Origin of the sequence: Streptomyces griseiscabiei, assembly GCF_020010925.1 — a bacterium.
Lineage (GTDB): Bacteria > Actinomycetota > Actinomycetes > Streptomycetales > Streptomycetaceae > Streptomyces > Streptomyces griseiscabiei.
Genome location: NZ_JAGJBZ010000002.1, coordinates 158124 through 182835, shown reverse-complemented (window position 1 = coordinate 182835; position 24712 = coordinate 158124). Strand labels below are relative to the sequence as shown.

The window sequence follows — 24712 nt, the reverse complement described above, 5'->3', positions numbered from 1 at the left end:
GAAGTCCCTTCGTCGCCCGGAGAGCAGAAGGGACTTCCGAAACACGCCCTAGCTCGGGTCGGTCTCGATGACCGCCGTGCGGTTGGTCGTGCTCTTCAGGGCCTGGCGGAGGGCGCCGTAGACGTCCTCGACGGTGACCGGAGTCTTCTCGCCCGTGCCACGGGTGATGAGGACGCCGTCGAAGGTGCCGCCGTAGAGCTCCTTGAGGGCCTTCTCGTCGTAGGAGTCGACGAGCTTGCCGTCGACGGTCTTGACGGTGAGGAACTTCCAGAGGGAGTTCTCCGGGCTCATCGGGATGCTGTGCGCGGCGTCCGTCTGGACGATCACGTTGCCCGACATGGCCGGCTTGGCGAACTCCTTCATGAACCGGTCGACCTCGGCCTTGCCGACCGACGGCTCCTTGGTGGTCGTCGGGAGCGGCACCGCCGCCGCCTTGCCGGTCTCGACCTGGGCGCGGTAGGCCTCCTCGACGGCCTCCGTGGACTCGCCGACCGCGATGCCCTTGCCCGCCTTTCCGTAGACGGCGACCGCCTTGCCGGCCTCGTACTTGACCGTGCCGTCGCTCGACGAGCCCGCGCCGCCGGCCGCGCGCTGCAGGGCGGCCTCCAGCTTCTCCTCGTCGACCGGCATGACGGGTGCGACGACCCGCTGCTGTCCGAAGAGCGAGCCGATCACCGAGACGGGGTTGTAGTCGCTGACGGCGGCGGCGCTGACCGTGGCCTGCTTGTCGAACTGGAGTCCGGCCTGGTCGGGCCGGAGGGAGACGGTCTCGCCGTCGACGGTGAGCTTCAGCGCCTTGTTCGTGCTCTTGCCGAAGGCCGCGTCGAGCTTGTTGACAGCCTCGTCACGGGTGCCGCCGCCGATGTCGACGCCGAGGACGGTGGTGCCCTTGGGGACGTCGGAGTGGTTCATCAGCAGCCCGGCGCCGTAGACACCGCCGCCGAGGACGATCACACCGCCGACGAGCAGGCCGAGCTTGCTGCGGCCCTTCTTCTTGGCCGGCTTGGCGGACTTCGTGTTCTTCGCGTTCTTCGCCGGGCCGGACTTCTGCTGCTGCGGCCCGGGGTCCGGCAGCTTCGGCGGGGTGTGCCCCACCGCGCCCTCGGGGCCGCCCGCGCCGAACGGCGTGCCCTGGGCACCCGGGGGCACGACCGGGATACCGCTGGTCAGGGTGTGCCCGGAGGGGTTGTCGACGAGCGGGCCGGGACCGCCGTGGCCCGGGGCGCCCGGCTCGGGGGTGTGCCGTTGCGGGGTGAGGACCGCGGTGTCGTCGCTGAGGCCGCCGCCGGGGCGGGCGTAGCCGCCGGCCGCACCGGGTGCGGAGAAGTCCTCGGGGCCGCCGAAGGGGTTGCCCTGGTAGCCGGGGCCGCCGGGTCCGCCCTGGCCGGGCGGCGGGCCGAGGGGGCTGTCACCGGTGACGGGGCCGCCGGTGGGGCCCGCCGGGCCGGAGCGGCCGTTCGGGACGCCGGGGCGGGCGCCGCCGTCGGAGAAGTACGGCAGGTCGTCGCGCTCGGGCTTGGTGCCGGCCAGCGCGGCGGAGACGTCGAAGGAACCGGTGCCGCCGCCGTGGCCGGGGGCGACCGGCTGGCCGCCGGTGGCGCCGGGGAGCCCGGCGCCGTTCGTACCGCCGGGCCGGGAACCGGCGCTCGCGCCGGGGCGCGGGCCACCGGGCTGCGCACCGCCGGGACGGGCACCGGGACCGCCCGGAGCGCCCTGGCCGGGGCCGCCGATCGAGCCGGTGGAGAATCCGGCACCGTTGCTCGGGCCGCCGCCGCCCGTGCCCTTCGGGGGCGGCGTGGAGCCCTTGCGGGGCGCGAACCAGTCGCTGGTGGGCTTGTCGTCGGCCGGCCCGGCGGGCTCCGGCGCGGGGGCCGGGGTGTCCGTGAACACGGGCATGGCCGTGGTGCCGGTGGTCTCCGACACGGACATCGATCCGGTGTCGTCCGCGGCGCCCTCGCCGTCACCGACCGGCTTGCGGACGACGACCGGCGGGATCGGACGCGAGCCCGGAATGTTGATCCGGACGCGCGTCGTCAGCGTGGTCTCGGTCTTGGGTCCGTCCGGTCGCTCGCCCGCGCCCGACCGGGCCGCGTCGGCGCCGGCCTCGGTGGCCATGGGCGTGCCGTACGGCGGTGTCCCCGACGGGTACGCGGTGCTGCCGCGCCCATTGGCCCCGGAGGACGAAGTGTCAGTTTCACGACTCAAGGCAGGTTCTCCCGGTTTGCTCCGCCGCCCGTCACGACCTCAACTCAGCGGGCAGCTCGGCGGCGCGCACCACCATACTGGCCACTTCCGGCGCGTTTCCCACGACCGCGTGGGAAACCCACACCGGACCCGCACCCGTCTACTGCGGCGAAGTGGTACGTCACTTGCCAAGTCGGGCGTCGGGCCCGGTCGGTTGCCGCCCCCGCCCAAGGGTGGCGCACATCACAGCCACAGCCATGCCGCCGAGCAGAAAGAGATACGAGCCGGCGCCCGCGCCGAACAGGAAGTCTCCCTCCGGCCGGGTGGACGTCAGCAGGACGACGGAGATCATCCAGCCGGCGGCCGGTGCAACGGCCCCCGCCCGGCCGCCCGTCGCCCGGGCGCCGCCCAGGAAGAGCCCGGTCGCGGCCAGCAGCGCGAGCAGCAATCCGCCGGGGAACCAGGCCGCTTGGAGCAGCCCGCCGGCCACGCCGACCACCGCTCCCAGCACGAAGAGCCCCAGATGGGCGACGGCCCGCCCGACCGGGGGAAACGCCAACGGCTGGGCGAGCACACTGCCTTGCCCGCCCGTCTGCCGGTCCTTCGCGGTCATCGCCGGCCCGCCTCTCGGCGGCCGTGGACGCGCACCACTCGTTCGTCATACCCATGCGTACGCATCACAGGGCCGTTCCGTTCTGCTGTTTCCCGAAAGACTGCCGTTCCTCGGAAGAAATACCGGGAATCCCTTCGAACAAGTCGCTCTCCCGGCTCCCTCCTTCACGTCTGCCTCGTACCAACTCGTAGTACTCGGTGGCGAGGAAGGGCTGTGCGAGCTTGTTGGAGAGGGCGAAGTACGGCTCGGCGACCTCGATCTGGGTGGCGTGCGCGCGCATCGCGGCGGCCTTCGCTGCCGCGAAGCCGGTGCCGTCGATCTCGGTGGTGACGATGTGGTCGTCCACCACTCCGGGCACATCGGTGACGCTCGCGCTCTGCCGGAACGGCAGCCGTCCGGGCTCGGCGAGATCGCGGCGGAGCCGGCCGAAGCCCTCCAGGAGCACTCCGCGCGGCACCCGGTTCCAGTAGACCTTGTCGATGTCCCAGGGGGCGCCGAGGTCGGGGCGGAACTCCGGGTCGGCGGTCAGACCGGCGGCGCGCATCGCGACGCGGTGGGCCTGGATGTGGTCGGGGTGGCCGTAGCCGCCGTTGGGGTCGTAGGTGACCAGGACCTGGGGGCGGACCTCGCGGATCACCCGGACCAGATGGGCGGCGGCCTCGTCGACGTCGGCGGACCAGAAGGCGCCGGGGCGCTCGTTCTGCTCGACGCCCATCATCCCGGAGTCGCGGTAGCGGCCCGCGCCGCCGAGGAAGCGGTGGTCGGTGACGCCGAGTTCCTTCATGGCCTCGGCCAGCTCGTCCACCCGGTACGGGCCCAGCGTGTCGTCACGGTCGGGCGCGAGGTGCGCGAGAGCGGGCGGGATGACCTCGCCCTCTTCGCCGAGGGTGCAGGTCACCAGCGTCACCCGCGCTCCCTCGGCCGCGTACTTGGCCATGGTCGCGCCGTTGTTGATCGACTCGTCGTCCGGGTGCGCGTGCACCAGGAGCAGTCGGCGGGTGGGCAGATCCGTCATGGGGCCCACCCTACGAGGCCCGTCGACCGCGCCCGTGCCGGGCGCGGTCATTCACAGGAACGGCCGGACCTCGGCCGGAGGGGTCAGAACTTGATGCTGCCGATCATGCCCGCGATGTTGGTCGTCAGCTCGCTGATCGTCGGCGCGATGGTCGAGGAGGCGAGGTAGAAGCCGAGCAGGATGCAGATGATCGCGTGTGGTGCCTTCAGCCCTGACTTCTTGATCAGGATGAAGACGATGATCGCCAGCAGCACCACCGCCGAAATCGAGAGTGCCACGGCGGCTCACCTCCAAAAGTTCCCTGGGACCTGGGGAGCGAAGCAGTTGTCGAGGGCTGACGGCGGGGCCGTCGTCAACCGGTGACGTGGGTGACGCAGTTGTAAATCCATACAGCGGCCAGCAGGTTCATACCCACCCAGCGGTAGTGATCATAACTATCCATACGCGCGCATCGATCGGCGCACGGCCGCACAAGGGGGCGCATGGCCAATATGGTCGGAGCATGACGACCCAGCCCGAGTCCTTTCCCCGTCGACACGCCCGGACGCAACGTTTCACCCTCGGCTCGCCACGGGCGTTCTCCATCGCCCCGGACGGTTCCCGCGTGGTGTTTCTGCGGTCCTCGTCCGGCTCCGAACGGGCCGACAAGCTCTGGGTGCTGGACCTCCCGGACGGGGACGAGCGCGTGGCGGCCGACCCGGGCGCGCTGCTCGCCGGCGCCCCGGAGGAGTTGTCGGCCGAGGAGCGCGCACGCCGTGAGCGCCTTCGCGAGGGCGGCGCCGGGATCGTCGGCTACGCCACCGACGCGGCCGTGGAACTGGCCTCTTTCGCCTTGTCAGGGCGGCTTTTCGTGTCCGAGCTGCGGGCCGGGACGACACGTGAGCTGGAGGTCCCCGGACCGGTGATCGACCCTCGCCCCTCCCCCGACGGCCGGTATGTCGGGTACGTCGCCCGGGGCGCGCTGCGGGTCGTCGAGGCGGAGGGCGGCGCGGATCTGGCGCTCACCGAGGAGGGCCCGGAGAACGTCACGCACGGTCTGGCGGAGTTCATCGCGGCCGAGGAGATGGGCCGTTCACGCGGTTTCTGGTGGTCGCCGGAGTCGGACCGGCTGCTGGTGGCCCGCGTGGACGACACGCCGGTGCGCCGCTGGTGGATCTCGGACCCCGCACAGCCGGAAAGGGACCCGCAGCGGGTCGCGTATCCGTCCGCCGGAACCGCCGACGCGGAGGTACGGCTCTTCGTGATCGACCTCTCCGGGACCCGCACGGAGGTGGTGTGGGACCGGACGCGCTATCCGTATCTGGCGCATGTGCACTGGTCAGCGGCGGGGGCACCGCTGATCCTGGTCCAGGCGCGGGACCAGCTCAGCCAGCTGTTCCTGGCCGTGGACCCGGACTCGGGGGCGACCCGTATGGTGCACGCCGACGAAGATCCACATTGGCTTGATCTTTTCCCCGGAGTGCCCGCGTGGAGTCCGTCGGGGCGGCTCGTGCGTGTCGCGGACGAGGGCGGCGCGCGGGTGCTGGCGGTCGGCGAACGCCCGCTGACCGGACCGCAGTTGCATGTCCGCGCGGTGCTCGACGTGTCCGACGACGACGTCCTGGTCTCCGCGTCGGCCGGTGAGCGGGCCGCCGCCCCGGAGATCGGTGAGATCCACGTCTATCGGGTGAACGAGCTGGGGGTGGAGCGCGTCTCGCAGGAGCCCGGCGTGCACTCGGCGGTGCGCGCCGGGGGCGTGACCGTACTCGTCTCGGCCGTCCCGGAGCGGGCGGGCGCCCGGGTCCAGGTACTGCGGAACGGCAAGCCCGTGGCCACCGTGGCGTCTTATGCGGAAGATCCCGGTATGTCGCCGCGCGTGCGGTTTACACAGGGGGGCGCACGTCGCGTACCGTGCGCCCTGCTTATGCCGAGTGACTACGACGGGGTCACCCCCCTGCCCGTCCTGATGGACCCCTACGGCGGTCCGCACGGCCCCCGGGTGCTCGCCGCCCACAACGCGCACCTCACCTCGCAGTGGTTCGCCGACCAGGGGTTCGCGGTGGTCGTCGCCGACGGGCGCGGCACCCCCGGCCGCTCCCCCGCCTGGGAGAAGGAGATCGACGGCGACTTCACGCTCTCCCTGGACGACCAGGTGGACGCCCTGCACGCCCTCGCGACCTCGCATCCGCTGGACCTGTCCCGGGTGGCGATCCGCGGCTGGTCGTACGGCGGCTGGCTGGCGGCCCTCGCGGTGCTGCGGCGTCCGGACGTCTTCCACGCGGGCATCGCGGGCGCCCCGGTCACCGACTGGCGGCTGTACGACACGCACTACACCGAGCGGTATCTCGGCGATCCGGCGAAGAACGCGGCGGCCTACGCGAAGAGTTCACTGATCACGGGCGAGGGGCTGTCCTCCCCCGCCGAGCCGCACCGCCCGCTGATGATCGTGCACGGCACCGCCGACGACAACGTGGTCTTCGCCCACGCCCTGCGGCTGTCCTCCGCGCTCCTCGCGGACGGCCGGCCGCACGAGGTGCTGCCGCTGTCCGGCGTCACCCACATCACCCCGCAGGAACAGGTCGCGGAGAACCTGCTGCTGCTCCAGGTGGACTTCCTGAAGCGCTCGCTGGGACTCGGCTAGACGGGAAGAGGCACGGGCACGGCAACGGGCCGGGGCTACATGGCGAGCCCCGGCCCGTTTACGGCACCCGCACGGCCGTACGCGTAGTAGATTCGCGCGTCCGTATATCGGAACGACGACAGTCAAGTTGCCTGCGTGTTAACGCGGTTGGTGCGCATTTGTGGGCTTATTCCGTCCCATCCGTATGATCGTCCGGCGACTTTGCCGGCGGCTCCCCTGTCGGCTCCCCCGGCGACTTCCCGGTCGGCTCCTCCGGTGGCACCACCTGCTTCTCCTCCGCGAAGTGGCAGGCCGAGTCATGGGCCGCCGGCCCCGTGGTGAGCCGGAACTCCGCCGGGACCGCGAGCAGCGGCACCTCCAGCGCGCAGCGCTCCTGGGCCTTCCAGCACCGGGTGCGGAAGCGGCACCCGGACGGGATGTTCGTCGGCGAGGGCACGTCCCCGAAGAGGATGATCCGCTCCCGGTGCTCGCGCGCCTCGGGGTCCGGGACGGGCACGGCGGACAGCAGCGCCTGGGTGTAGGGGTGCGTCGGGTGGTCGTAGATCTCGGCGTCGCGGCCGATCTCCACGATCCGCCCGAGGTACATCACCCCGACCCGGTCGGAGATGTGCCGCACGATCGACAGGTCGTGCGCGATGAACACGTAACTCAGTCCGAACTCGCTCTGCAGCCGGTCCAGCAGATTGATGACCTGGGCCTGGACGGAGACGTCGAGGGCGGAGACGGGTTCGTCGGCGACGATGATCTCGGGGCGCAGCGCCAGCCCCCGTGCGATACCGATGCGCTGGCGCTGGCCGCCGGAGAACTGGTGCGGATAGCGGTTGATGTACTCCGGGTTGAGGCCGACCACGTCGAGCAGTTCCTGCACCCGGCGGCGGCGGTCGCCCTTGGGCGCGACCTCGGGGTGGATGTCGTACGGCTCCCCGATGATGTCGCCCACCGTCATCCGGGGGTTGAGGGAGGTGTACGGGTCCTGGAAGACCATCTGGATGTTGCGGCGGACGGTCTTGAGGGCCTTGCCGGAGAGCTTGGTGATGTCCTCGCCCTTGTACTTGATCGCCCCGGCCGTCGGCCGTTCGAGATGGACCAGCATCTTGGCGACCGTTGATTTGCCGCAGCCCGACTCCCCGACGATGCCGAGGGTCTCGCCCATGTTGAGCGTGAAGTCCACACCGTCGACAGCCTTGACGGCGCCGACCTGCTTCTTGAACAGAATGCCCTGAGTCAGGGGGAAGTGCTTGACCAGTCCACTGACCTCAAGGATCGGCTCACCACTTGATCCGGCCGACTCCACCGCCTCAACTGTCGACTCGGCCATCGAGGCACTCCCTCCAGAAGTGGCAGGCGCTCATCCGGATCCCGTCCGCCGGTTCCACGTCGTACAGCGGGGGTACGTCGGTCCGGCACACGTCGCGGGCCATCGGGCAGCGGGGGTTGAAGGCGCAGCCGGGCGGGATGTTCATCAGATTGGGCGGCAGGCCCTTGATCGCGTACAGCTCCTGGCCCTTCTGGTCCAGCCGCGGGATCGAGTCGAGCAGGCCGCGGGTGTACGGGTGGGCGGGCGCCTTGTAGATGTCGTGGACGGGGGCGGACTCGACGATCCGGCCCGCGTACATCACGGCGATGCGGTCGGCGACGTCCGCGACGACCCCGAGGTCGTGGGTGATGAGGACGAGGCCCATCCGCAGTTCCCGCTGGAGTTCCGCCAGCAGGTCCATGACCTGGGCCTGGACGGTGACGTCCAGCGCGGTCGTCGGTTCGTCGGCGATGATCAGCGCGGGTTCCAGGGCCAGCGCCATGGCGATCATGATGCGCTGGCGCATCCCGCCGGAGAACTGGTGCGGATAGTCCCGTACCCGCTCCTTGGCGCCCGGGATACGGACCCGGTCCATCAGCTCGACGGCCCTGGCGCGGGCGTCCTTGCGCGACATGCCCCGGTGGACGACGAACATCTCGCCGAGCTGGTCGCCGACGGAGAGCACCGGGTTGAGGGAGGACAGCGCGTCCTGGAAGATCATCGCCATCTCGGCACCCCGGATCTTCCTCCGCTCCTCCTCCTTGAGCTTCAGCAGGTCCTGGCCCTTGAAGAGGATCTCGCCGCCGGTGATCCTCCCGGGCGGCATGTCGAGGATGCCCATGATCGCCTGCGCGGTGACCGACTTCCCGGAGCCGGACTCGCCGAGCACGGCCAGCGTCTGCCCCTCGTCCACGCCGTAGTCGACCCCGTTGACCGCCTTGGCGACCCCGTCCCGGGTCCGGAACTCCACGTGCAGATCACGTACTTCGAGCAGCATGGCGGCGGCTCACCTCGACTTCGGATCGGAGGCGCCGCGCACCGCGTCGCCGCGCATGGTCAGGGCCGGATCGATGAGCGCCGCAGCCCCCGGGGCCCGCGGCGGCGCGTACGCCCACCCACTCCCTCGGCCGCCCCTGCCCCCGCCCCGGCTCACCCGTCCCGTCCACCGCACTCGCGCACCCGGCACCATGACCGCGCTCACCTCAGCTTTGGGTCGAGGGCGTCGCGCACCGCGTCGCCGAGCATGATGAACGCCAGCACGGTGATCGCGAGGGCGCCCGAGGGCCACAGCAGCGCGTGCGGGGCGTTGCGGATGTACGGCGAGGCGGCGGAGATGTCGATGCCCCAGGAGACGCTCGGCGGCTTCAGGCCGACCCCCAGGTACGACAGGGTCGCCTCCAGGGCGATGTACGTGCCGAGCGCGATGGTGGCGACCACGATGACGGGGGCGACCGCGTTCGGGGCGATGTGGCGCAGCAGCATGCGGGAGTTGGAGGCGCCGAGGGCGCGGGCGGCCTGGACGTAGTCGTTCTGCTTCGCGGTGATGACCGAGCCGCGGGCGATACGGGAGATCTGCGGCCAGCCCAGCAGCACCATGAAGCCGATCACCGGCCAGATGGAGTTGCTGGTGACCACGGACAGCAGCACCAGTCCGCCCAGGACCACGGGGATCGCGAAGAAGACATCGGTGATCCGGGACAGGAACGAGTCCGAGTACCCCCCGAAGAACCCGGCCAGCCCGCCGAGCACCGACCCGAGGAGCGCGACCCCGAGCGTGGCGCAGACACCGACCGCGATGGAGATCCGGGCCCCGTAGACGGTCCGGGTGTACACATCGCAGCCCTGGCCGTCGAAGCCGAACGGATGGCCGGGCTGCGCGCCCTCCTGGGCCTTGGACAGGTCGCACTTGAGCGGGTTGCCGGAGGCGATCAGCGACGGCCAGAGGGAGATGACGACCAGGAAGAGGATCACCAGCGCCGAGATGATGAAGACGGGGTTGCGGCGCAGATCGCGCCAGGCGTCGGACCAGAGGCTGCGGGCCTTGTCGGTGGGGTCGCCGTTGACCGGGGTGCCGTTGACCGGGTCGCCCAGGCGCTTCTCCAGGGTCTCCCCCTCGGTGGTGGCGAGGTCCATCGTGCCGTCCTGCCCCGTCGCGGCGATCACCCCGTCCTCGGTGACGCGCTGGCCGCCGGAGACGTGCGGCTCCTCGGGCTGCGGCTCAGGCATAGCGGATCCTCGGGTCGAGTACGGCGTAGAGGAGGTCGACGAGCAGGTTGGCGATCAGGAACACCAGGACGAGGACGGTCACGAAGCCGACGACGGTCTGGGTGTTCTGGCGGAGGATGCCCTGGTAGAGCTGGTAGCCGACGCCGTGGATGTTGAAGATCCGCTCGGTGACGATGGCGCCGCCCATCAGCGCGCCGATGTCGGTGCCGATGAAGGTGACCACGGGGATCAGCGAGTTCCGCAGCAGGTGTTTGCGGATCACCCGGTGGCGGGGCAGGCCCTTGGCGACGGCGGTGCGGACGTAGTCGGCGCGGGTGTTCTCCGCGATGGACGTCCGGGTCAGCCGGGTGACGTAGGCGAGGGAGACGGAGGCGAGGACGAGCCCCGGGACGATCAGCTCGTCGAAGGGCGCCTCGGAGGAGACGGACGGCCGGATCCAGCCCCACTCCACGCCCAGCAGCAGCTGGAGCAGCAGTCCGGTGACGAAGGTGGGGACGGAGATGACGACCAGGGTGACCACCAGCGCCCCGGTGTCGACGGGCCGGCCGCGCCGCAGCCCGGTGACGACACCGAGGGTGATGCCGATGACGATCTCGAAGAGGATCGCGACGATCGTCAGCCGGATGGTGACCGGGAAGGCGGAGGCCATCAGCTCGGTGACCTCCTGCCCGTTGAACGCGGTGCCGAAGTCGCCGGTGAAGACGTTGCCCATGTAGGTCAGGTACTGCTGCCACACGGGCTCGTCGAGGCCGAACTCGTGGCGCAGCTGGGCGGCCGTCGCCGGATCGCACTCCCGGTCGCCGCAGAGGCCCGCGATGGGGTCGCCCATCACGTTCACCATCAGGAAGATCAGGAGGGTGGCGCCCACGAAGACCGGGATCATCTGGAGCAGGCGCCGGACGACGTACCGTCCCACGGGAGGTCAGCTGACCTTGATCTGGTCGTACACGGGCACGCTGAACGGGTTCAGGGAGACGTCGGAGAGCCGCTCGGAGTAACCGGCGCTGCCGTTCTGGTACCAGAGCGGGATGGCGGCCATGTTGTCCCGGACGACCTCCTCGGCCTGCTGGAAGGTCTCCACCGCCTTCGCCGTGTCCGACTCGGCGTTGGCCTCGTCGACGAGCTTGTCGAAGTCGGCGTTGGACCACTTGCCGTCGTTGGAGGAGGCGTTGGTGTAGTACAGCGGCTGCAGGAAGTTCTGGATCAGCGGGTAGTCCATCTGCCAGCCGGCGCGGAACGGGCCGCTCATCTTGCGGTCGGTGATCTGGTTGCGGAAGTCGGCGAAGGTGCCGACCGGGTTGCCGACGCACGCCTTGTCGTTGTCGAGGGCGTTGTTGATGGAGTTGCAGACGGCGTCCACCCACTGCTTGTGGGAGCCGGTGTCCGCGTTGTACGTGATCTTGACCTGGCCGCCGGGAAGGCCGCCGCCCTCCTGGACCAGCTTCTTGGCCGCGTCCGCGTCGTACTCGCAGGCGTCACCGCACAGGCCTTCCTTGAAGCCGCCCTCCTCGCCGAGCACCGGGGAGGTCCAGTCGGTGGCGGGGGTGCGGGTCTTCTGGAAGATGGTGTCGGTGATCTGGTCGCGGTCGATCGCCCGGGAGAGCCCCTCGCGGACCTTCTCCGAGCCCTCCTTGTTCCAGTCCTCGTCGTAGAACGGGAAGGACAGGGTCTGGATGATGCCGGCCGGGGTGTTGATGTACCGGTCGCCGAGGTCCGCCTGCACGTTCTTCAGCTGGGCGGCGGGCACGTCGTCGACGAGGTCGAGGTTGCCGGCCATCAGGTCGGTGTAGGCGGTGTTGTTGTCGGTGTAGACCTTCAGGTCCACCCCGCCGTTCTGTGCCTTGTCGTCACCGGGGTAGTCGTCCCACTTGCGCAGGCTGAGCTGTGAGCCCTTGGTGTAGGAGTCGACGGCGTACGGGCCGTTGCCGACGGGCTTGGCGAGCCAGGCGTCGTGGTCGGTGAAGAACGACTGCGGCAGCGGGGCGTAGGCGTTGTAGCCGAGGGTGTCGGGGAAGGTCGAGAACTTCTGGGTGAGCTTGACGGTGAAGGTGTTCTCGCCGGTGACCTTCAGCCCGGAGAGGGTGTCGGCCGTCTGCTTGCTGCCGTCGTCCGGGTGCGTCTTGTCGTAGCCCTGGATGTACTCGAAGAAGTACGCGTTCTTCTGGTTGTTCTCCAGGCTGGCCCCGTAGTTCCAGGCGTCCACGAAGGACTTGGCGGTGACCTTCTCGCCGTTGCTGAAGGTCCAGCCGTCCTTGACGGTGACGGTGAAGTTCTGCGAGTCGCTCGTCTCGATGTCCTCGGCGAGCATGTCCTCGGCCTCGCCGGTCTTCGGGTCGTACTGCTTCAGTCCCCGGAAGATCATCGACAGCACCTTGCCGCCCTGCACCTCGTTGGTGTTGGCCGGCTCCAGCGGGTTCTGCGGGTCGCCCCAGGAGGAGCTGAGCACCGCGCCGCTGTCACCGCTGCCGCTGCTGCTGCCGTCGTTGTCGTCCCCGCCTCCGCAGGCGGTCGCGGCAAGAGCGACCGCCGCCGCGCCGGCGATCCATCGGGCGTGCGTGGCTCCACGCATGGGGTGCCTCCTCGTACCTGCGCGATGTTCTTGTTACCGGACAATATCGACGCGTTTGCCGCATATCGCACATTTGGGGGGCCGTATGGGGTGCGTTGTCGGGTGCGGGCGGGTGGGGCTCCTCGCGCAGTTCCCCGCGCCCCTGAAAAGCAGGGGCTGCGCCCCGTGCTTTTCAGGCCCGCCGCCGGTCGACTTTCAGGCCCGCAGGGGCCTGGTCTTCTAGGGGCGCGGGGAACTGCGCGAGAAGCCCCACCGGACCTGCACCCGCCCACGAACCCCGCACCCCACCCCCTCCCGCGCCTCCACCCCGAAGAGCCGGTAAGAGAAGACGTTCGCCCCAGTAAGAGCCGGTTCGGCAATCCCCCTCGCCTTGGTCAAGGTCTCCTCGAACGCATTGACCCACCACCGGAACCGGTTGAAAGGTCACGTCATGGGGACCTCGTCAACACTCACCGCCGCCCCTCTCGAGACGGCACCCACCCCGCCCCGAACCGGCGGCACCAGCTCCCCCGGCCGTATCGCCTGGCGGCGATTCCGCCGGGACCGCGCCGGAGTCGTGTCGGCGTACGTCGTTCTGCTGTTCTTCGCCACCGCGATCGCCGCCCCGCTGATCGCGAAGGTCTACGGCAAGGACCCGTACACGACGTACGGGCAGAACCGGCCGGGCCTGCTGAACCAGTTCGGCTTCCCCGTCGCGCCGAACGGCGGCGTGAGCGGCGACTTCTGGTTCGGCGTCGAGCCGCAGCTCGGCCGGGACGTCTTCACCCTCCTCCTCTACGGCATCCGCAACTCCCTGCTGATCGCCACGGTGACGACCCTGCTGGTCACGGCGCTCGGCATCGTGGTCGGGGTGACGGCGGGCTATCTCGGGGGCCGGATCGACAGCGTGGTGGGCCGGATCGTCGACATTCTGCTGGCCTTCCCGTCCACGCTGTTCTTCATCGCGATGTGGCCGGTCATGATCTCGATCCTGGTCCCGCCGGACGAGAACACCCCGACCTGGCTCACGGTGGTGAGCCTGATCTCGGTGATGACGGCGTTCGGCTGGGCCCCCATCGCCCGGCTGCTGCGCGGCGAGGTGCTGGCCCTGCGCGAGCGGGAGTTCGTGGAGGCGGCGAAGGTCACCGGCGCCTCCCCCGCCCGGATCGTCTTCCGGGAGCTGCTGCCGAACCTGTGGACGCCGGTCCTCATCCAGGCGACCCTCGCGCTGCCCATGTACGTCACCACGGAGGCGGCCCTCGCCTTCCTCGGCGTGGGGCTGAGCGACCCCACCCCCGACTGGGGCGTGATGATCCAGCGCGGCGCGCAGGTCTACCAGAGCGACATCACGTACATGCTCTTCCCCGGCCTCTCGATGGTGATCTTCGTGATCGCCTTCAACCTCCTCGGCGACTCGGTCCGCGACGCGCTGGACCCGAAGACCAGACGCTGAGCCCCCTTCAAGAAGGCCCCGCCTCCACCGACGGAGGCCTCCCTCTCCCTGATTCAGGCAGGACACCCATGTCGATCTCCCGCAGAAACTTCGTCATCGCGAGCTCGGTCGCCACCGCCGGCGGCTCCCTGCTCCTCAGCGCGTGCAGCAGCGGAGGAGGGGGCGGTGCGGCGGGGGGCGGCGCGGCCTCCGGCTCCGCCGCCACGTACTCCAAGGTCAAGGTGGGCACCGCGGCGGACTCCACCGGCCCCGCGCCGGAGATCACGGGCGCGCGCAAGGGCGGCACGATCCACCCGATCGGCCCGGACGACTTCTCCCACCTCGACCCGCAGCGGATCTACTTCGCCTGGAACTCCACGGTCGCGAACCTCTACGTCCGCTGTCTCACCGGCTACAAGATCGCGGCCGACGGCTCGATGAAGCTCGTCGGCGACCTCGCCACCGACTCCGGAACCATGTCCGACGACGGCAGGACCTGGACGTTCACCCTCAAGGACGGCCTGAAGTGGGAGGACGGCAGCGAGCTGACCGTCGACGACGTACGCCACGGCATCGAGCGCGGCTTCGCGAGCTTCACCACCGAGGGCGCCACCTACGTCCAGACCTGGCTGACCGGCTCGAACGACTTCCGCAAGCTCTACAAGGGCCCGTACGGCGGCAAGCACCTCTCCTCCGTCGTCACGGACACCGCGAAGAAGACCGTCACCTTCCACCTGAAGACGGCCCGCCCCGACCTCAACTGGGCGCTGGCGATGCACTCCTACGGGGCCGTGCCGGTCAAGCACGACACCAAGGAGAAGTACGACAAGGACCCGGTCTCCTGCGGCCCGTACCGGATCCGGCAGCACTCGGTCGACAAGTCCCTGACCCTGGTGCGCAACACCCACTGGGACCCGGCGACGGACCCGATCCGCAACGCCTACCCGGACTCCGTCGTCTTCGAGTTCGGCCCGGAGTCCCTCCAGGCCACCGACCGGCTGATCGCCGACTCCGGGACCGACGAGTACGCGGTGATGGCCTACAGCGGGGTGCCCGCCGAGCGCATCCAGAAGGTGATCAGCGACTCGGCCCTGGAGTCCCGCACGATCGACGGCCTGCTGACCGGCCTGTACTACTACGCGATCAACTGCCGCCGCATCAAGGACGTCCGGGTCCGCCAGGCACTCAACTACGCTTGGCCGCTGGAGCAGATCCGCTCCATCTACGGCGGCCCGTCGGCCGGTGACTACGCGACGACCATCCTCAGCCCGGACATCGCGGGCCGGGTGAAGTTCGACACCTACGGCAAGCTGAAGGACCCGCGCGGCGACACGGCGAAGGCGAAGTCCCTGCTGAAGGAGGCCGGCAAGCTCGGCCAGAAGATCGTCTACACCTATCCGCAGGGCGCCAACGACGCCTACGACAAGACCAAGGTCGTCATCGCCAACGCCCTGAAGGAGGCGGGCTTCGATCCGGTCGTGAAGCCGGTGGAGTCGACGAGCTACTACGACCAGGTCGGCCAGATCGACAACCAGTTCGATGTGATGTGGTACGGCTGGTCCCCGGACTGGCCCGCCGCGTACACCCTCATCCAGCCCCTCTTCGACGGCACCACGATCGCCGACAACGCCCCCAACGTCTCTCAGCTGAACGTGAGTTGGGTCAACGCGGCGATCAAGAAGAACACCACCATCACGGACACCGCGAAGGAGGAGGCCGCCTGGGCGGCGCTGGACAAGGAGATCATGGCCAAGGAGGCGCCGATCATCCCGGAGACCTACCAGCGGCGTTATTACCTCTACGGCTCCAAGGTCGGCGGTGCCCAGTTCGACCCGCTGTTCTCGGCGTTCATCGTCTACAAGCTGTACGCCAAGGCCTGAGGCACGGGACCGGGACCGGAGACCGAACCGCCATGCTCCGCTTCATCGCACGCCGGACGCTGAGCGCGCTGCTGATCCTGCTGATCATCAGCGCCATCACGTTCCTCCTCTTCTACGTCGCCCCGCGCGACCCCGCCCGCACGGCCTGCGGCAAGCTCTGCACCCCGCAGACCCTCGCCCTGGTCCGGCACAACCTCGGCATCGACGATCCGCTCCCCGTCCAGTACTGGCACTGGCTCGCGGGGGTCTTCGCCGGCCGGGACTACACGGGGCTCGGTCACTGCCCGGCCCCCTGCCTCGGCTACTCCTTCACCAACCACGAACCGGTCCTCGGTCTGATCACCGACCGTTTCCCGACCACGCTCTCCCTCGCCCTCGGCAGCACGGTCGTCTTCGTGGTGTTCGGGGTGGGCACCGGCATGATCGCGGCGGTGGCGCAGGGCCGCCCCCTGGACAAGATCGCGTCCTCGGCCTCCCTGGTCGGCTCGTCCCTGCAGATCTACATCGTCGGCGTGGTGGCCATGTACTACCTCTCCGACCAGTGGGGCCTGCTCCCCCGCCCCTCCGACGCGGTCGGCTTCTCCCAGGACCCGCTGGGCTGGTTCAAGGGCCTGCTCCTGCCCTGGCTGGTCCTGGCGATCATCTTCACCGCCAACTACACGAGGATGACCCGCTCCCAGCTGGTCGAGACCCTCGCCGAGGACTACGTCCGTACGGCCCGCGCCAAGGGCATGTCCCGCTCCACGGTCTTCTTCCGGTACGCCTGGCGCGGCGCCATGGGCCCCATCGTCACCATCCTCGGCCTCGACCTCGGCTACCTCCTGGGCGGCGCCATCATCACCGAGGAGACCTTCGGTCTCCACGGCATCGGCGCCCTCTCCATCAAGGCCGTCCGCGACAACGACCTGCCCCTGCTGCTCGGGGTGGTCCTGGTCGCGGCCACCGCGATCGTGCTCGCGAACATCGTGGTGGACGCGGTGTACGCGCTGATCGATCCGCGGGTGCGGCTGGCGTAGGAACGGAGGGCCGGGGCGGGGCGGGCGGTCCTCCGGGGTCAGCCCGCCTCCCCCCGCTCCACACAGAACTCGTTCCCCTCGGGGTCGGCCATGAGCACCCAGCCCCCGCCGTCGGGGCGGGTGCGGTCGGCGACCACCCGGGCGCCCAGCCCGAGCGCCCGCTCGACCTCCTCGGCGCGGGTGCGGCCGTGCGGCCTGAGGTCGAAGTGGACGCGGTTCTTCACCGACTTGCCCTCGGGCACCCGCACGAACAGCAACCGCGGCCCGCCCGCCGGGTCCGCGATCAGCGCCTCCGGGTCCCCGGGCTTGTCGTCGTCGGCCAACGGCCGGCCGAGCAACTCGCTCCAGAACAGGGCGACGTCGTACGGGTCGCCGGCGCAGTCGAAGGTGATGCTGTGGATGCTCGGGTGGGCGGGGCTCAACCGGTGTCTCCCTGAGATCGATGGGGGCGTACCCGCCCCGTCCGTCGTGCGCCGCGCATGTGTCGCAGGATCGCCTCCGCCGCGTCCGCCAAGGACCCGAACCAGGCGTGGGCGTCCCGGAGTTCGTCCGGCGGGTGGGTGGAGGCCACCGCGTACACCCTGCAGCCTGCCGCAAGCCCCGCCGCGACGCCCGCCGGCGCGTCCTCGACGACCAGGCACCGGGCCGGGTCGGCGCCGAGGCGCGCGGCGGCGGCCAGGTAGCCCTCGGGCGACGGCTTGCCCTCGGTGACGTCCTCCGCGCAGACGCGCACCTCGGGCACGACGAGCCCGGTACGGGCGAGCCGTGCGGCGGTCGGCCCGGCGCGGCTGGAGGTGACGACGGCCCAGCGGCCGGGCGGCAGCGCGCGCAGCAGCCCGGCGGCCCCGTCGAAGGCCCGGAAGCCGGGCTCCTCGGCCGCCATCAGCCGGTCCAGGGCCCGGTGTTCCTCCGCCGGATCGCGCTCCGGCGCCAGCAGCCGCAGGATGTCCGCCCGCCGCCGCCCCTGCGTGGCCCGGAACACGGCCTCGGGGTCCAGCCCTCGCGCCCGCGCCCATGCCCGCCAGACCCGTCCGTGCGCGTCGGCGGTGTCGATCAGCACACCGTCGACGTCGAACAGCACCGCGGCGGCCGACGCACCGTCCACTGCCACCCGTCGCCCCCGTCACCCGTCGTCGAGACTCGAAACGCTGCAGGGCCTGTCGTGTGACAGGCCCTGCAGCAAGCGGGAAAGCGTCCGGTCAGTCCTTGCTCACCGGCGCCGCGGAGCCTTCCGGCGCGCTGTCCTCCAGCGCCTTGAGCGCCGGGTCCAGGACGACGTCCTCGGCGCGTGCCTCGGTCGTCGGGTCCTCCGGGAAGTGGCAGGCGGTCAGGTGGCCGTCCAGGCTGCCGGAGAGCTGGACCAGCGGCGGCTCCTCGGAGGCGCACTTGTCCTGGGCCTTCCAGCAGCGCGTACGGAAGCGGCAGCCGGACGGCGGCGCGATCGGCGAGGGGACGTCACCGGCGAGCCGGATCCGCTCCTTCACCTCCACCTCGTCGTCGATGGCGACCTCGGGCACCGCCGACAGCAGGGCGTGCGTGTACGGGTGACGCGGCCGGTTGTAGAGCGAGTCACGGTCGGCGACCTCGACGATCTTGCCGAGGTACATGACCGCGACACGCTTCGAGAAGTGCCGGACGATGGCCAGGTCGTGGGCGATGAACAGGAACGCGATGCCCAGTTCGTCCTGGACCTTCTGGAGCAGGTTGACGACCTGCGCCTGGATCGACACGTCCAGCGCCGAGACCGGCTCGTCCGCGACGATCAGCTTCGGGTTCAGGGCGAGCGCGCGGGCGACCCCGATGCGCTGGCGCTGACCGCCGGAGAACTCGTGCGGGAAGCGGTTGTAGTGCTCGGGGTTGAGACCGACCAGCTCCAGCAGCTCGCGGACCTTGTGCTCCCGGCCGCCCTCGGGGTTGATCCCGTTGACCTCCATCGGCGACTTGATGATCGTGCCGACCGTCTGCCGCGGGTTGAGGGAGGAGTACGGGTCCTGGAAGATCATCTGGATCTCGGACCGCACCGGCGCCAGCTGCTTGCGCGAGGCGTGGGTGATGTCCTGGTCCTTGTAGGTGATCTTGCCGCTGGTCGGCTCCATCAGACGCGTGATCAGCCGGCCGGTGGTCGACTTGCCGCAGCCGGACTCACCGACGAGGCCGACGCTCTCGCCGACGCCGACGGTCAGGTCGATGCCGTCCACCGCCTGAACCGCACCGACCTTGCGTTTGATCGGGAAGCCGCCGTAGATGGGGAAGTGTTTCGTCAGGCCCTCGACCCTGAGAAGCGTTTCGGCCGCGGTGTCCTTGGAGCCCTGCTGTGCGGGGAGGGTGAGGTTGTCACTCATGATCTCGGTTCTCCCTAGCGCAGCCGGGGCTGGATCTTGTCGATGAAGATGGTCTGCTTCTCGTCCGCCGTCAGGTGGCAGGCGGAGGCACGCCCCTCGCCGAGCGACGGCCGCTCCGTGCTGCAGCGGTTGCCGGTGACCTCACCGGTGAACGCGCAGCGCGGGTGGAACGGGCAGCCGCTGGGCGGGTTGAGCAGGCTGGGCGGGGAGCCGGGGATCGGCGTGAGCGCCTGCGCGGTGTCGCCGCCGAGGCGGGGCATCGAGCTGAGCAGACCCCAGGTGTAGGGGTGCGTGGGGTTGCGCAGCACCTCACGGACGCTGCCGCGCTCCACGGCCCGGCCCGAGTACATCACCAGCAGGTCGTCGGCCATGTCGGAGATGACACCGAGGTCATGGGTGATGAAGATGATCGCGGAGCCGAACTCCTGCTGGAGGTCCTTGAGCAGGTCCAGGATCTGCGCCTGCACGGTCACGTCGAGCGCGGTGGTCGGCTCGTCCGCGATCAGCAGGTCGGGGTCGCAGACCAGCGCCATGGCGATCATGGCGCGCTGGCGCATACCGCCGGAGAACTGGTGCGGGTAGTCGTCCACCCGCGTCTGCGGGTGCGGGATGCCGACCTTGGCCAGCATCTCGATCGCCCGCCGCCGGGCCTCCTTCTTGGAGGCGCCGGTGTGCTTCATGAACGGCTCCGCGATCTGCCGGCCCACCGTGTAGTACGGCGAGAGCGCCGTCAGCGGGTCCTGGAAGATCATCGCCACCTTGTTGCCGCGGAGCTGCTCCAGCTCCTTCTCCTTGGCGGTGACGAGTTCCTTGCCGTCGAGGACGATCTCGCCCTCGACGGTGGTGGTCTTCGGGTTGTGCAGACCGAGGACGGTCAGGTTGGTCACGGACTTGCCGGAGCCCGACTCACCCACGATGCCCAGCGTCTTGCCGCGCTCGACGTCGAAGGAGAGCCCGTCGACGGCCTTGACTATGCCGTCCTCGGTGGAGAACCGCACCCGCAGGTCGCGGACCGAGAGGAAGGCCTCGGGCCCGGTCGGGGCCTTCTCGCCTTCGGTCTTGGTCAGAGTGGTCACGGTCATTCTCCTAGCTGAGGCGCACGCGCGGGTCGATGTAGGCGTAGGCGATGTCCACGATGATGTTCAGCATCAGGATGAAGAAGGCGCCGAACAGCATCACGCCCATGGTCGCCGGGATGTCCTTGCCGAGCGACGAGTCGACCGAGAGACGTCCGAGGCCGGCCAGGTCGAAGGTGAACTCCGTGACCACGGCGCCGGACAGCAGCGCACTCAGGTCCATGCCGATGATGGTGACGATCGGAATGAGTGAACCACGCCAGGCATAACGGAAGAATACGTACCGCTGCTTCATGCCCTTCGCGCGGGCCGTGCGGACGTGCTCCTCCGAGAGCTGCTCGATCATGGTCGAGCGGGCCATACGCGTGTACTGGGCAGTGAAGATGGTCGCCATCACGGCCCACGGGATCAGCAGACCCATGAACCACCCCACCGGGTCCTCGGTGATCGGCACGTACTTGGGGCTCTCCATCCAGCCGGTGCTGTAGACGAAGATGCCGAGGACGATCGGGCCGAGGAAGTAGATCTGGAACGAGCTGAGCACCATCGAGGCACCGCTGACGGCCTTGTCCACGGCGGTGCCGCGCTTCCAGGCGGCGAGCAGACCGGCGCCGAGGCCCAGCACCAGGAAGATGACCAGACCACCGATGGTCAGCGACAGAGTGAGCGGGAAGCTGTCGACGATGGAGTCCCAGACGAAGTCACCGCTCTGGAAGGACACACCCAGGCAGGGTGCGGAGCAGTGCCCCACCGCGAAGTCACGGCCGACCACGATGCCGGACATGAACTCCCAGAACTGCGTGGTGATGGGCTTGTCGAGGCCGAGGTTCTCTCTGATGACCGCGATGTTCTCGGGGGAGCAGTTCTTGCCGCAGGACAGCTGCGCGAAGTCTTGGGGGATCGTATAGAACAGGAAGAACGTGAACGCGCCGATCAGGAACATGATGACGACGGCGCCGATCAGCCTGCGGATGAGGAACTGAAGCATGGCGGGTGGATGCTCTCTTCGAAAACGCGGCGGTCGGAGGGGGTGGAACCGACCGCGGGGGTGCGCTCCGCCTGGCGCACACCCCCGCGGATCAGCCGGTATGACCGGACTGGCCGGACAGCCGGGTTACGGCTGCTTCAGGAACACGTCGTTGATGTCGATGTAGCTCGACTCCGTGCTGTACCGGGCACCACCGATGTTCGATCCGAAGAGCTGGATCTGCTTCGAGTAGTAGACCGGGGCGGCCGGGTTGATCTCCTCCACGATGCGGTGGTGAGCCTCTTCCCACGTCTTGGCCGCGGCCTCGGGCTCCTCGGTCAGCGCCTTCTTGATGAGGGCGTCGACCTTGTCGTCCTTGATGTGGGAGTAGTTCGAGCCACCGTCGGCGACCAGGGTGCCGTCGTAGACCGGGGTGATGACCGTGGACGGGGAGGACCAGTCCTGGCCCCAGCCGGTCATGTAGATGTCGTACGGGTTGTCCAGCTTGCCGACCTGCTCGTAGAAGCTGGCCCGGTCGATCTCCTTGGCCTGGACGTCGAAGCCGATCTTGGCCAGCGCGTCCTTGATGATCACCTGCTGGGCCTGGCCGCGCGGGGTGTTGGAGTAGGCGTAGCTGAGCTTCGTGCCCTCCTTGACACCCGCCTCCTTCAGCAGCGCCTTGGCCTTGTCCAGGTCACCGTTGGGCTTCTTCTGCTTGCCGAACGGGTCGTAGGACGCGTCGTAGCCCGGCAGGGTCGGCGCCATCAGACCACCGGCGACCTCACCGCCGTAGCGGCCACCGTCGGCCTGGACCATGGCCTGCGACGGGAGCGCGTAGGTGATCGCGTCGCGGACCTTCTTGTCCTTGACGGCGGCGGCGTCGAGGTTGAAGGTCAGCTGCCACACGTAGGGCTGGTAGCCCTGGATGGTGCGCTTCTTCGTCGCGGCGTTGCCGATGACCGTCGACATCTGCGCCGGGTCCACGGAGTCCGTGAACTGCATGGCGTTCTTGGCGTCGCCCTGGTCGGCGATCAGACGCTTGGTCTGGCTGGCCTGGTCGATGGTGTTGGTGAAGTTGAAGCCGTCGACGTACTGGTGGCGCACCACGTCCGTCTTCGGGTCCCACTGGTCGTTCTTGACCAGGGTCAGCGACTTGCCGGCCTTGAGCTCGGAGATCTTGTAGGGGCCGAGCGAGGCCGGGGCCTTGTCGTACTTCTCCTTCGTGTCCTGCTTCTCGGGCACGATGGCGTAGCCGGCCATGGCGAGGGCCTGCGGCAGGTCCGGGCGCGGCTGGTCGAAGTGGAAGACGACCGTCTTGGCGTCCGGGGTCTCCAGGACGGAGTCCGGCAGGTGCTTGCCCTTGTACGGGCCGTCCGGCAGCTTCTTGCGGTAGTCGGAGCCCGACAGCCAGCTCTGGATGTACGTCGGGCCGTCGAAGATGACCTTGGAGTACTGACGCTCGATGGTGTGGCGGACGTCGGCCGAGGTGATGGCGTTGCCGTCCTCGTCCTTGATGCCGTCCTTGAGCGTGTACGTCCAGGTCTTGCCGCCGTCGGAGGACGTGCCGGAGTCGGTGGCGATGTCACCGACGACGGTCAGGTTGCCCTTGTCGTCCTCCTGGTAGTTGGTCAGACCGCGGTGGATCAGGTTGGCGAGCTGACCGGCGTCGGAGACGTAGATCTGGCCCGGGTCCAGGTGGGTGATGTCCGACTGCTGGTAGACGTTGATGACACCGCCGGGCTTGGCACCCTTGACTTCCTCGGCCGGACCGGTGGAGGCGGCGGCGTCGCCGTAGGCGACAGGCTTCGACTGCTCGGCGGCGTCGTCCTTGGACTTGGACGTGTCCTTCGTGTTGCTCTTGCCGTTGTCCGAGCAGCCGGCGAGCGCCAGCGAGCCGGCCACGAGCGCCACAGCCACGGCGCGCGTGGTGCGGTTTCTGATGGGCTTCATGATGCCTATGCACCTACCTGTCGATTGTTGTCCACGAGTACTGCCTGACGGCCCGGGCCTGAACCCGGATCGGGGGTGGCAGTCCCCCCACCCACCAATGGACGATTACCGTCCGGTCTTGGGGTCGAATGCGTCCCGGACGGAGTCGCCGAGAAGGTTGAAGCAGAGCACGAAGACGACCATCGCCACGCCTGGGAAGAACATGAACATCGGGTCCTGCTCGTAGACCTTGGCGGCGAGGGCGAACATGCGCCCCCAGTCGGGGGTGGGCTCGGGGAAGCCGACGCCGACGTACGAGAGGAAGGCGATGGAGAGGATCGTGCTGGGCAGGATGTACGTGCCCTGCACCAGGATCGGGGTGACGATGTTCGGCAGGATCTCCTTGCGCACGATGCGCCAGGGCGAGGCCCCGGACACCTTGGCCGCCTCCACGAACTCGCGCTCACGCAGCGAGAGCACCGAGCTGCGCACCAGACGGGCGAGGCCCATCCAGCCGAGGAACCACATCACCAGGACGATGGCCACGGCCCGCAGGTAGGTCGGCGTCTCGTCGCGCGGGTCGACGAACAGCGCGGTGACGACCGGCATGAAGGCGATGAAGAACAGCTGCTGGGGGAAGCCCAGGAAGAAGTCGGTGATCCGGCCCACCCAGTAGTCGACACGACCGCCGAAGTAGCCGCCGATCATGCCGATGAGGACGCCGGTGATCACGCTGAACAGGGTGACGATGACCGCCATGTACAGCGAGGTGCGCATGCCGTACAGCAGCATCGTGAGCACATCGCGGCCCAGCTTCGGCTCGACACCGAACCAGAAGTCACTGGAGATGCCGCCGTAGGAGCCGGTGGGCATCGCGAAGTCGTCGAGCAGGAACGGGAAGTCCGGCTCCTGCGCGTACAGCGTGTACGGGTTCTTGCCGTACAGACTCGAGATCACCGGCGCGAGCGCGGCGATGACGAAGAAGAAAATCACTACGCACGCGGAGATGACTCCCGTACGGTCACGCTTGAACCGTTGCCACATCAACTGCCCGGGGGAACGACCCTCAAGCTTCTTCTCGCCCTTGGCGACCTCGTCGGTCGTCTCGAGCTCGGGGTCCAAGGCGACCGCGGACCCGGAGCCCTCGGCCTTGGTTGGACTGGTCATGTCTGTTCTTCCCCCGGGGGGTTGGAGAGTTGAGCGCAGCACAGTTACCGGCAGGTTCTGTGGTTTGGGGGAACTTTCGCCAAATGGGTCAACGCGCGTCAAGGGCGGAAGGCATAGGGATCTCCCTACCGTCCATATTTTGAGCAAAAATTGCAAAGATTGACACCTGGTCGCGCTTGACAGGCAACAAGTGAAACCGGCGAAGCGGACATTCAGGGTACGATTTTTGTTTACATGTCCGAAACTTGATCGCCGGGTCACCGATATCCGAACAGCCCTTCACAGCTCCCAGACAGCCGGCCGAGCGGTGGATTCGCCCCGATACGGGCAGGCCGGAAGCCCGGCCCTCCAAGGAACGGAGAACCGGGGCTTCACAGACGGCAGTTGACGGAACGTCAGA

20 protein-coding genes are annotated in these 24712 nt (G+C 69.0%); 4 read left to right on the top strand and 16 right to left on the bottom strand.

The features are described 5' to 3' along the window. Positions 1-48 precede the first annotated feature (48 nt). The 4 genes from J8M51_RS18370 to J8M51_RS18355 form a co-directional block, all read right to left on the bottom strand. Entirely contained in the window at positions 49-2205 is a 2157-nt protein-coding gene (locus tag J8M51_RS18370) for a hypothetical protein (RefSeq protein ID WP_179203020.1), read from the bottom strand. Between the two features lie 160 nt (positions 2206-2365). After that, entirely contained in the window at positions 2366-2797 is a 432-nt protein-coding gene (locus J8M51_RS18365) for a DUF6113 family protein (RefSeq protein WP_086754981.1), read from the bottom strand. A gap of 64 nt (positions 2798-2861) precedes the next feature. Further along, a complete protein-coding gene (gene mshB, locus J8M51_RS18360; RefSeq protein ID WP_179203021.1) occupies positions 2862-3812 on the bottom strand; it encodes an N-acetyl-1-D-myo-inositol-2-amino-2-deoxy-alpha-D-glucopyranoside deacetylase in 951 nt (316 codons plus the stop codon). A gap of 83 nt (positions 3813-3895) precedes the next feature. Next, positions 3896-4090, bottom strand: coding sequence for a hypothetical protein (locus J8M51_RS18355; protein ID WP_005480627.1), 195 nt, complete (start codon positions 4088-4090; stop codon positions 3896-3898). 224 nt (positions 4091-4314) lie between these two features. Here J8M51_RS18355 and J8M51_RS18350 point away from each other — a divergent pair, with 224 nt between their 5' ends. Continuing rightward, positions 4315-6432: a S9 family peptidase gene (locus tag J8M51_RS18350; protein WP_086754982.1), complete on the top strand. Its 2118-nt coding sequence runs from the start codon at positions 4315-4317 to the stop codon at positions 6430-6432. Positions 6433-6598: 166 nt separating this feature from the next. On the opposite strand, the gene J8M51_RS18345 is transcribed toward J8M51_RS18350, so the two are convergent. The 5 genes from J8M51_RS18345 to J8M51_RS18325 form a co-directional block, all read right to left on the bottom strand. Next, complete coding sequence (locus J8M51_RS18345; RefSeq protein ID WP_086754983.1) at positions 6599-7750, bottom strand: ABC transporter ATP-binding protein; 1152 nt, start codon at positions 7748-7750, stop codon at positions 6599-6601. After that, a complete protein-coding gene (locus J8M51_RS18340) occupies positions 7731-8726 on the bottom strand; it encodes an ABC transporter ATP-binding protein (protein WP_086754984.1) in 996 nt (331 codons plus the stop codon). The genes J8M51_RS18345 and J8M51_RS18340 overlap by 20 nt, the downstream gene beginning before the upstream one ends. A 200-nt stretch (positions 8727-8926) precedes the next feature. Then, positions 8927-9955 (bottom strand): ABC transporter permease, encoded by a 1029-nt coding sequence (locus J8M51_RS18335; protein WP_216590317.1) that lies wholly within the window; start codon positions 9953-9955, stop codon positions 8927-8929. Beyond that, positions 9948-10871, bottom strand: coding sequence for an ABC transporter permease (locus J8M51_RS18330; protein ID WP_086759461.1), 924 nt, complete (start codon positions 10869-10871; stop codon positions 9948-9950). Before J8M51_RS18330 ends, J8M51_RS18335 begins: the two co-directional genes overlap by 8 nt. A gap of 6 nt (positions 10872-10877) precedes the next feature. Next, the gene (locus J8M51_RS18325; protein ID WP_086759459.1) at positions 10878-12524 is read right to left on the bottom strand and encodes a peptide ABC transporter substrate-binding protein; all 1647 of its coding nucleotides are present in this window, start codon (positions 12522-12524) and stop codon (positions 10878-10880) included. A gap of 430 nt (positions 12525-12954) precedes the next feature. Between J8M51_RS18325 and J8M51_RS18320 the strand changes: the two genes are divergently transcribed. The 3 genes from J8M51_RS18320 to J8M51_RS18310 all read left to right on the top strand — a co-directional run bounded on the left by J8M51_RS18320 (position 12955) and on the right by J8M51_RS18310 (position 16831). Then, positions 12955-13956 carry an ABC transporter permease gene (locus tag J8M51_RS18320; RefSeq protein WP_086759376.1) on the top strand — a complete coding sequence of 334 codons (1002 nt, stop codon included), beginning with the start codon at positions 12955-12957 and terminating at the stop codon, positions 13954-13956. Positions 13957-14024: 68 nt separating this feature from the next. Continuing rightward, positions 14025-15815: an ABC transporter substrate-binding protein gene (locus J8M51_RS18315; protein ID WP_086759377.1), complete on the top strand. Its 1791-nt coding sequence runs from the start codon at positions 14025-14027 to the stop codon at positions 15813-15815. A gap of 32 nt (positions 15816-15847) precedes the next feature. Then, positions 15848-16831, top strand: a complete 984-nt coding sequence (locus tag J8M51_RS18310; RefSeq protein ID WP_086759379.1) for an ABC transporter permease — start codon at positions 15848-15850, stop codon at positions 16829-16831. 38 nt (positions 16832-16869) lie between these two features. Here the strand turns inward: J8M51_RS18310 and J8M51_RS18305 are convergent, their stop codons facing one another. From J8M51_RS18305 to J8M51_RS18275, 7 genes are all read right to left on the bottom strand, one after another. Further along, positions 16870-17253 (bottom strand): VOC family protein, encoded by a 384-nt coding sequence (locus J8M51_RS18305; RefSeq protein WP_216588210.1) that lies wholly within the window; start codon positions 17251-17253, stop codon positions 16870-16872. Beyond that, complete coding sequence (locus J8M51_RS18300) at positions 17250-17942, bottom strand: HAD-IA family hydrolase (RefSeq protein ID WP_267299319.1); 693 nt, start codon at positions 17940-17942, stop codon at positions 17250-17252. The genes J8M51_RS18305 and J8M51_RS18300 overlap by 4 nt, the downstream gene beginning before the upstream one ends. An 88-nt stretch (positions 17943-18030) precedes the next feature. Then, entirely contained in the window at positions 18031-19173 is a 1143-nt protein-coding gene (locus tag J8M51_RS18295; RefSeq protein WP_086760726.1) for an ABC transporter ATP-binding protein, read from the bottom strand. 14 nt (positions 19174-19187) lie between these two features. Further along, entirely contained in the window at positions 19188-20249 is a 1062-nt protein-coding gene (locus J8M51_RS18290) for an ABC transporter ATP-binding protein (RefSeq protein WP_086760728.1), read from the bottom strand. 10 nt (positions 20250-20259) lie between these two features. Then, positions 20260-21237: an ABC transporter permease gene (locus tag J8M51_RS18285; RefSeq protein WP_086760724.1), complete on the bottom strand. Its 978-nt coding sequence runs from the start codon at positions 21235-21237 to the stop codon at positions 20260-20262. Between the two features lie 126 nt (positions 21238-21363). Further along, positions 21364-23166: an ABC transporter substrate-binding protein gene (locus J8M51_RS18280; RefSeq protein ID WP_086760722.1), complete on the bottom strand. Its 1803-nt coding sequence runs from the start codon at positions 23164-23166 to the stop codon at positions 21364-21366. Between the two features lie 105 nt (positions 23167-23271). After that, positions 23272-24312, bottom strand: coding sequence for an ABC transporter permease (locus tag J8M51_RS18275; RefSeq protein WP_086760720.1), 1041 nt, complete (start codon positions 24310-24312; stop codon positions 23272-23274). Positions 24313-24712 lie beyond the last annotated feature (400 nt).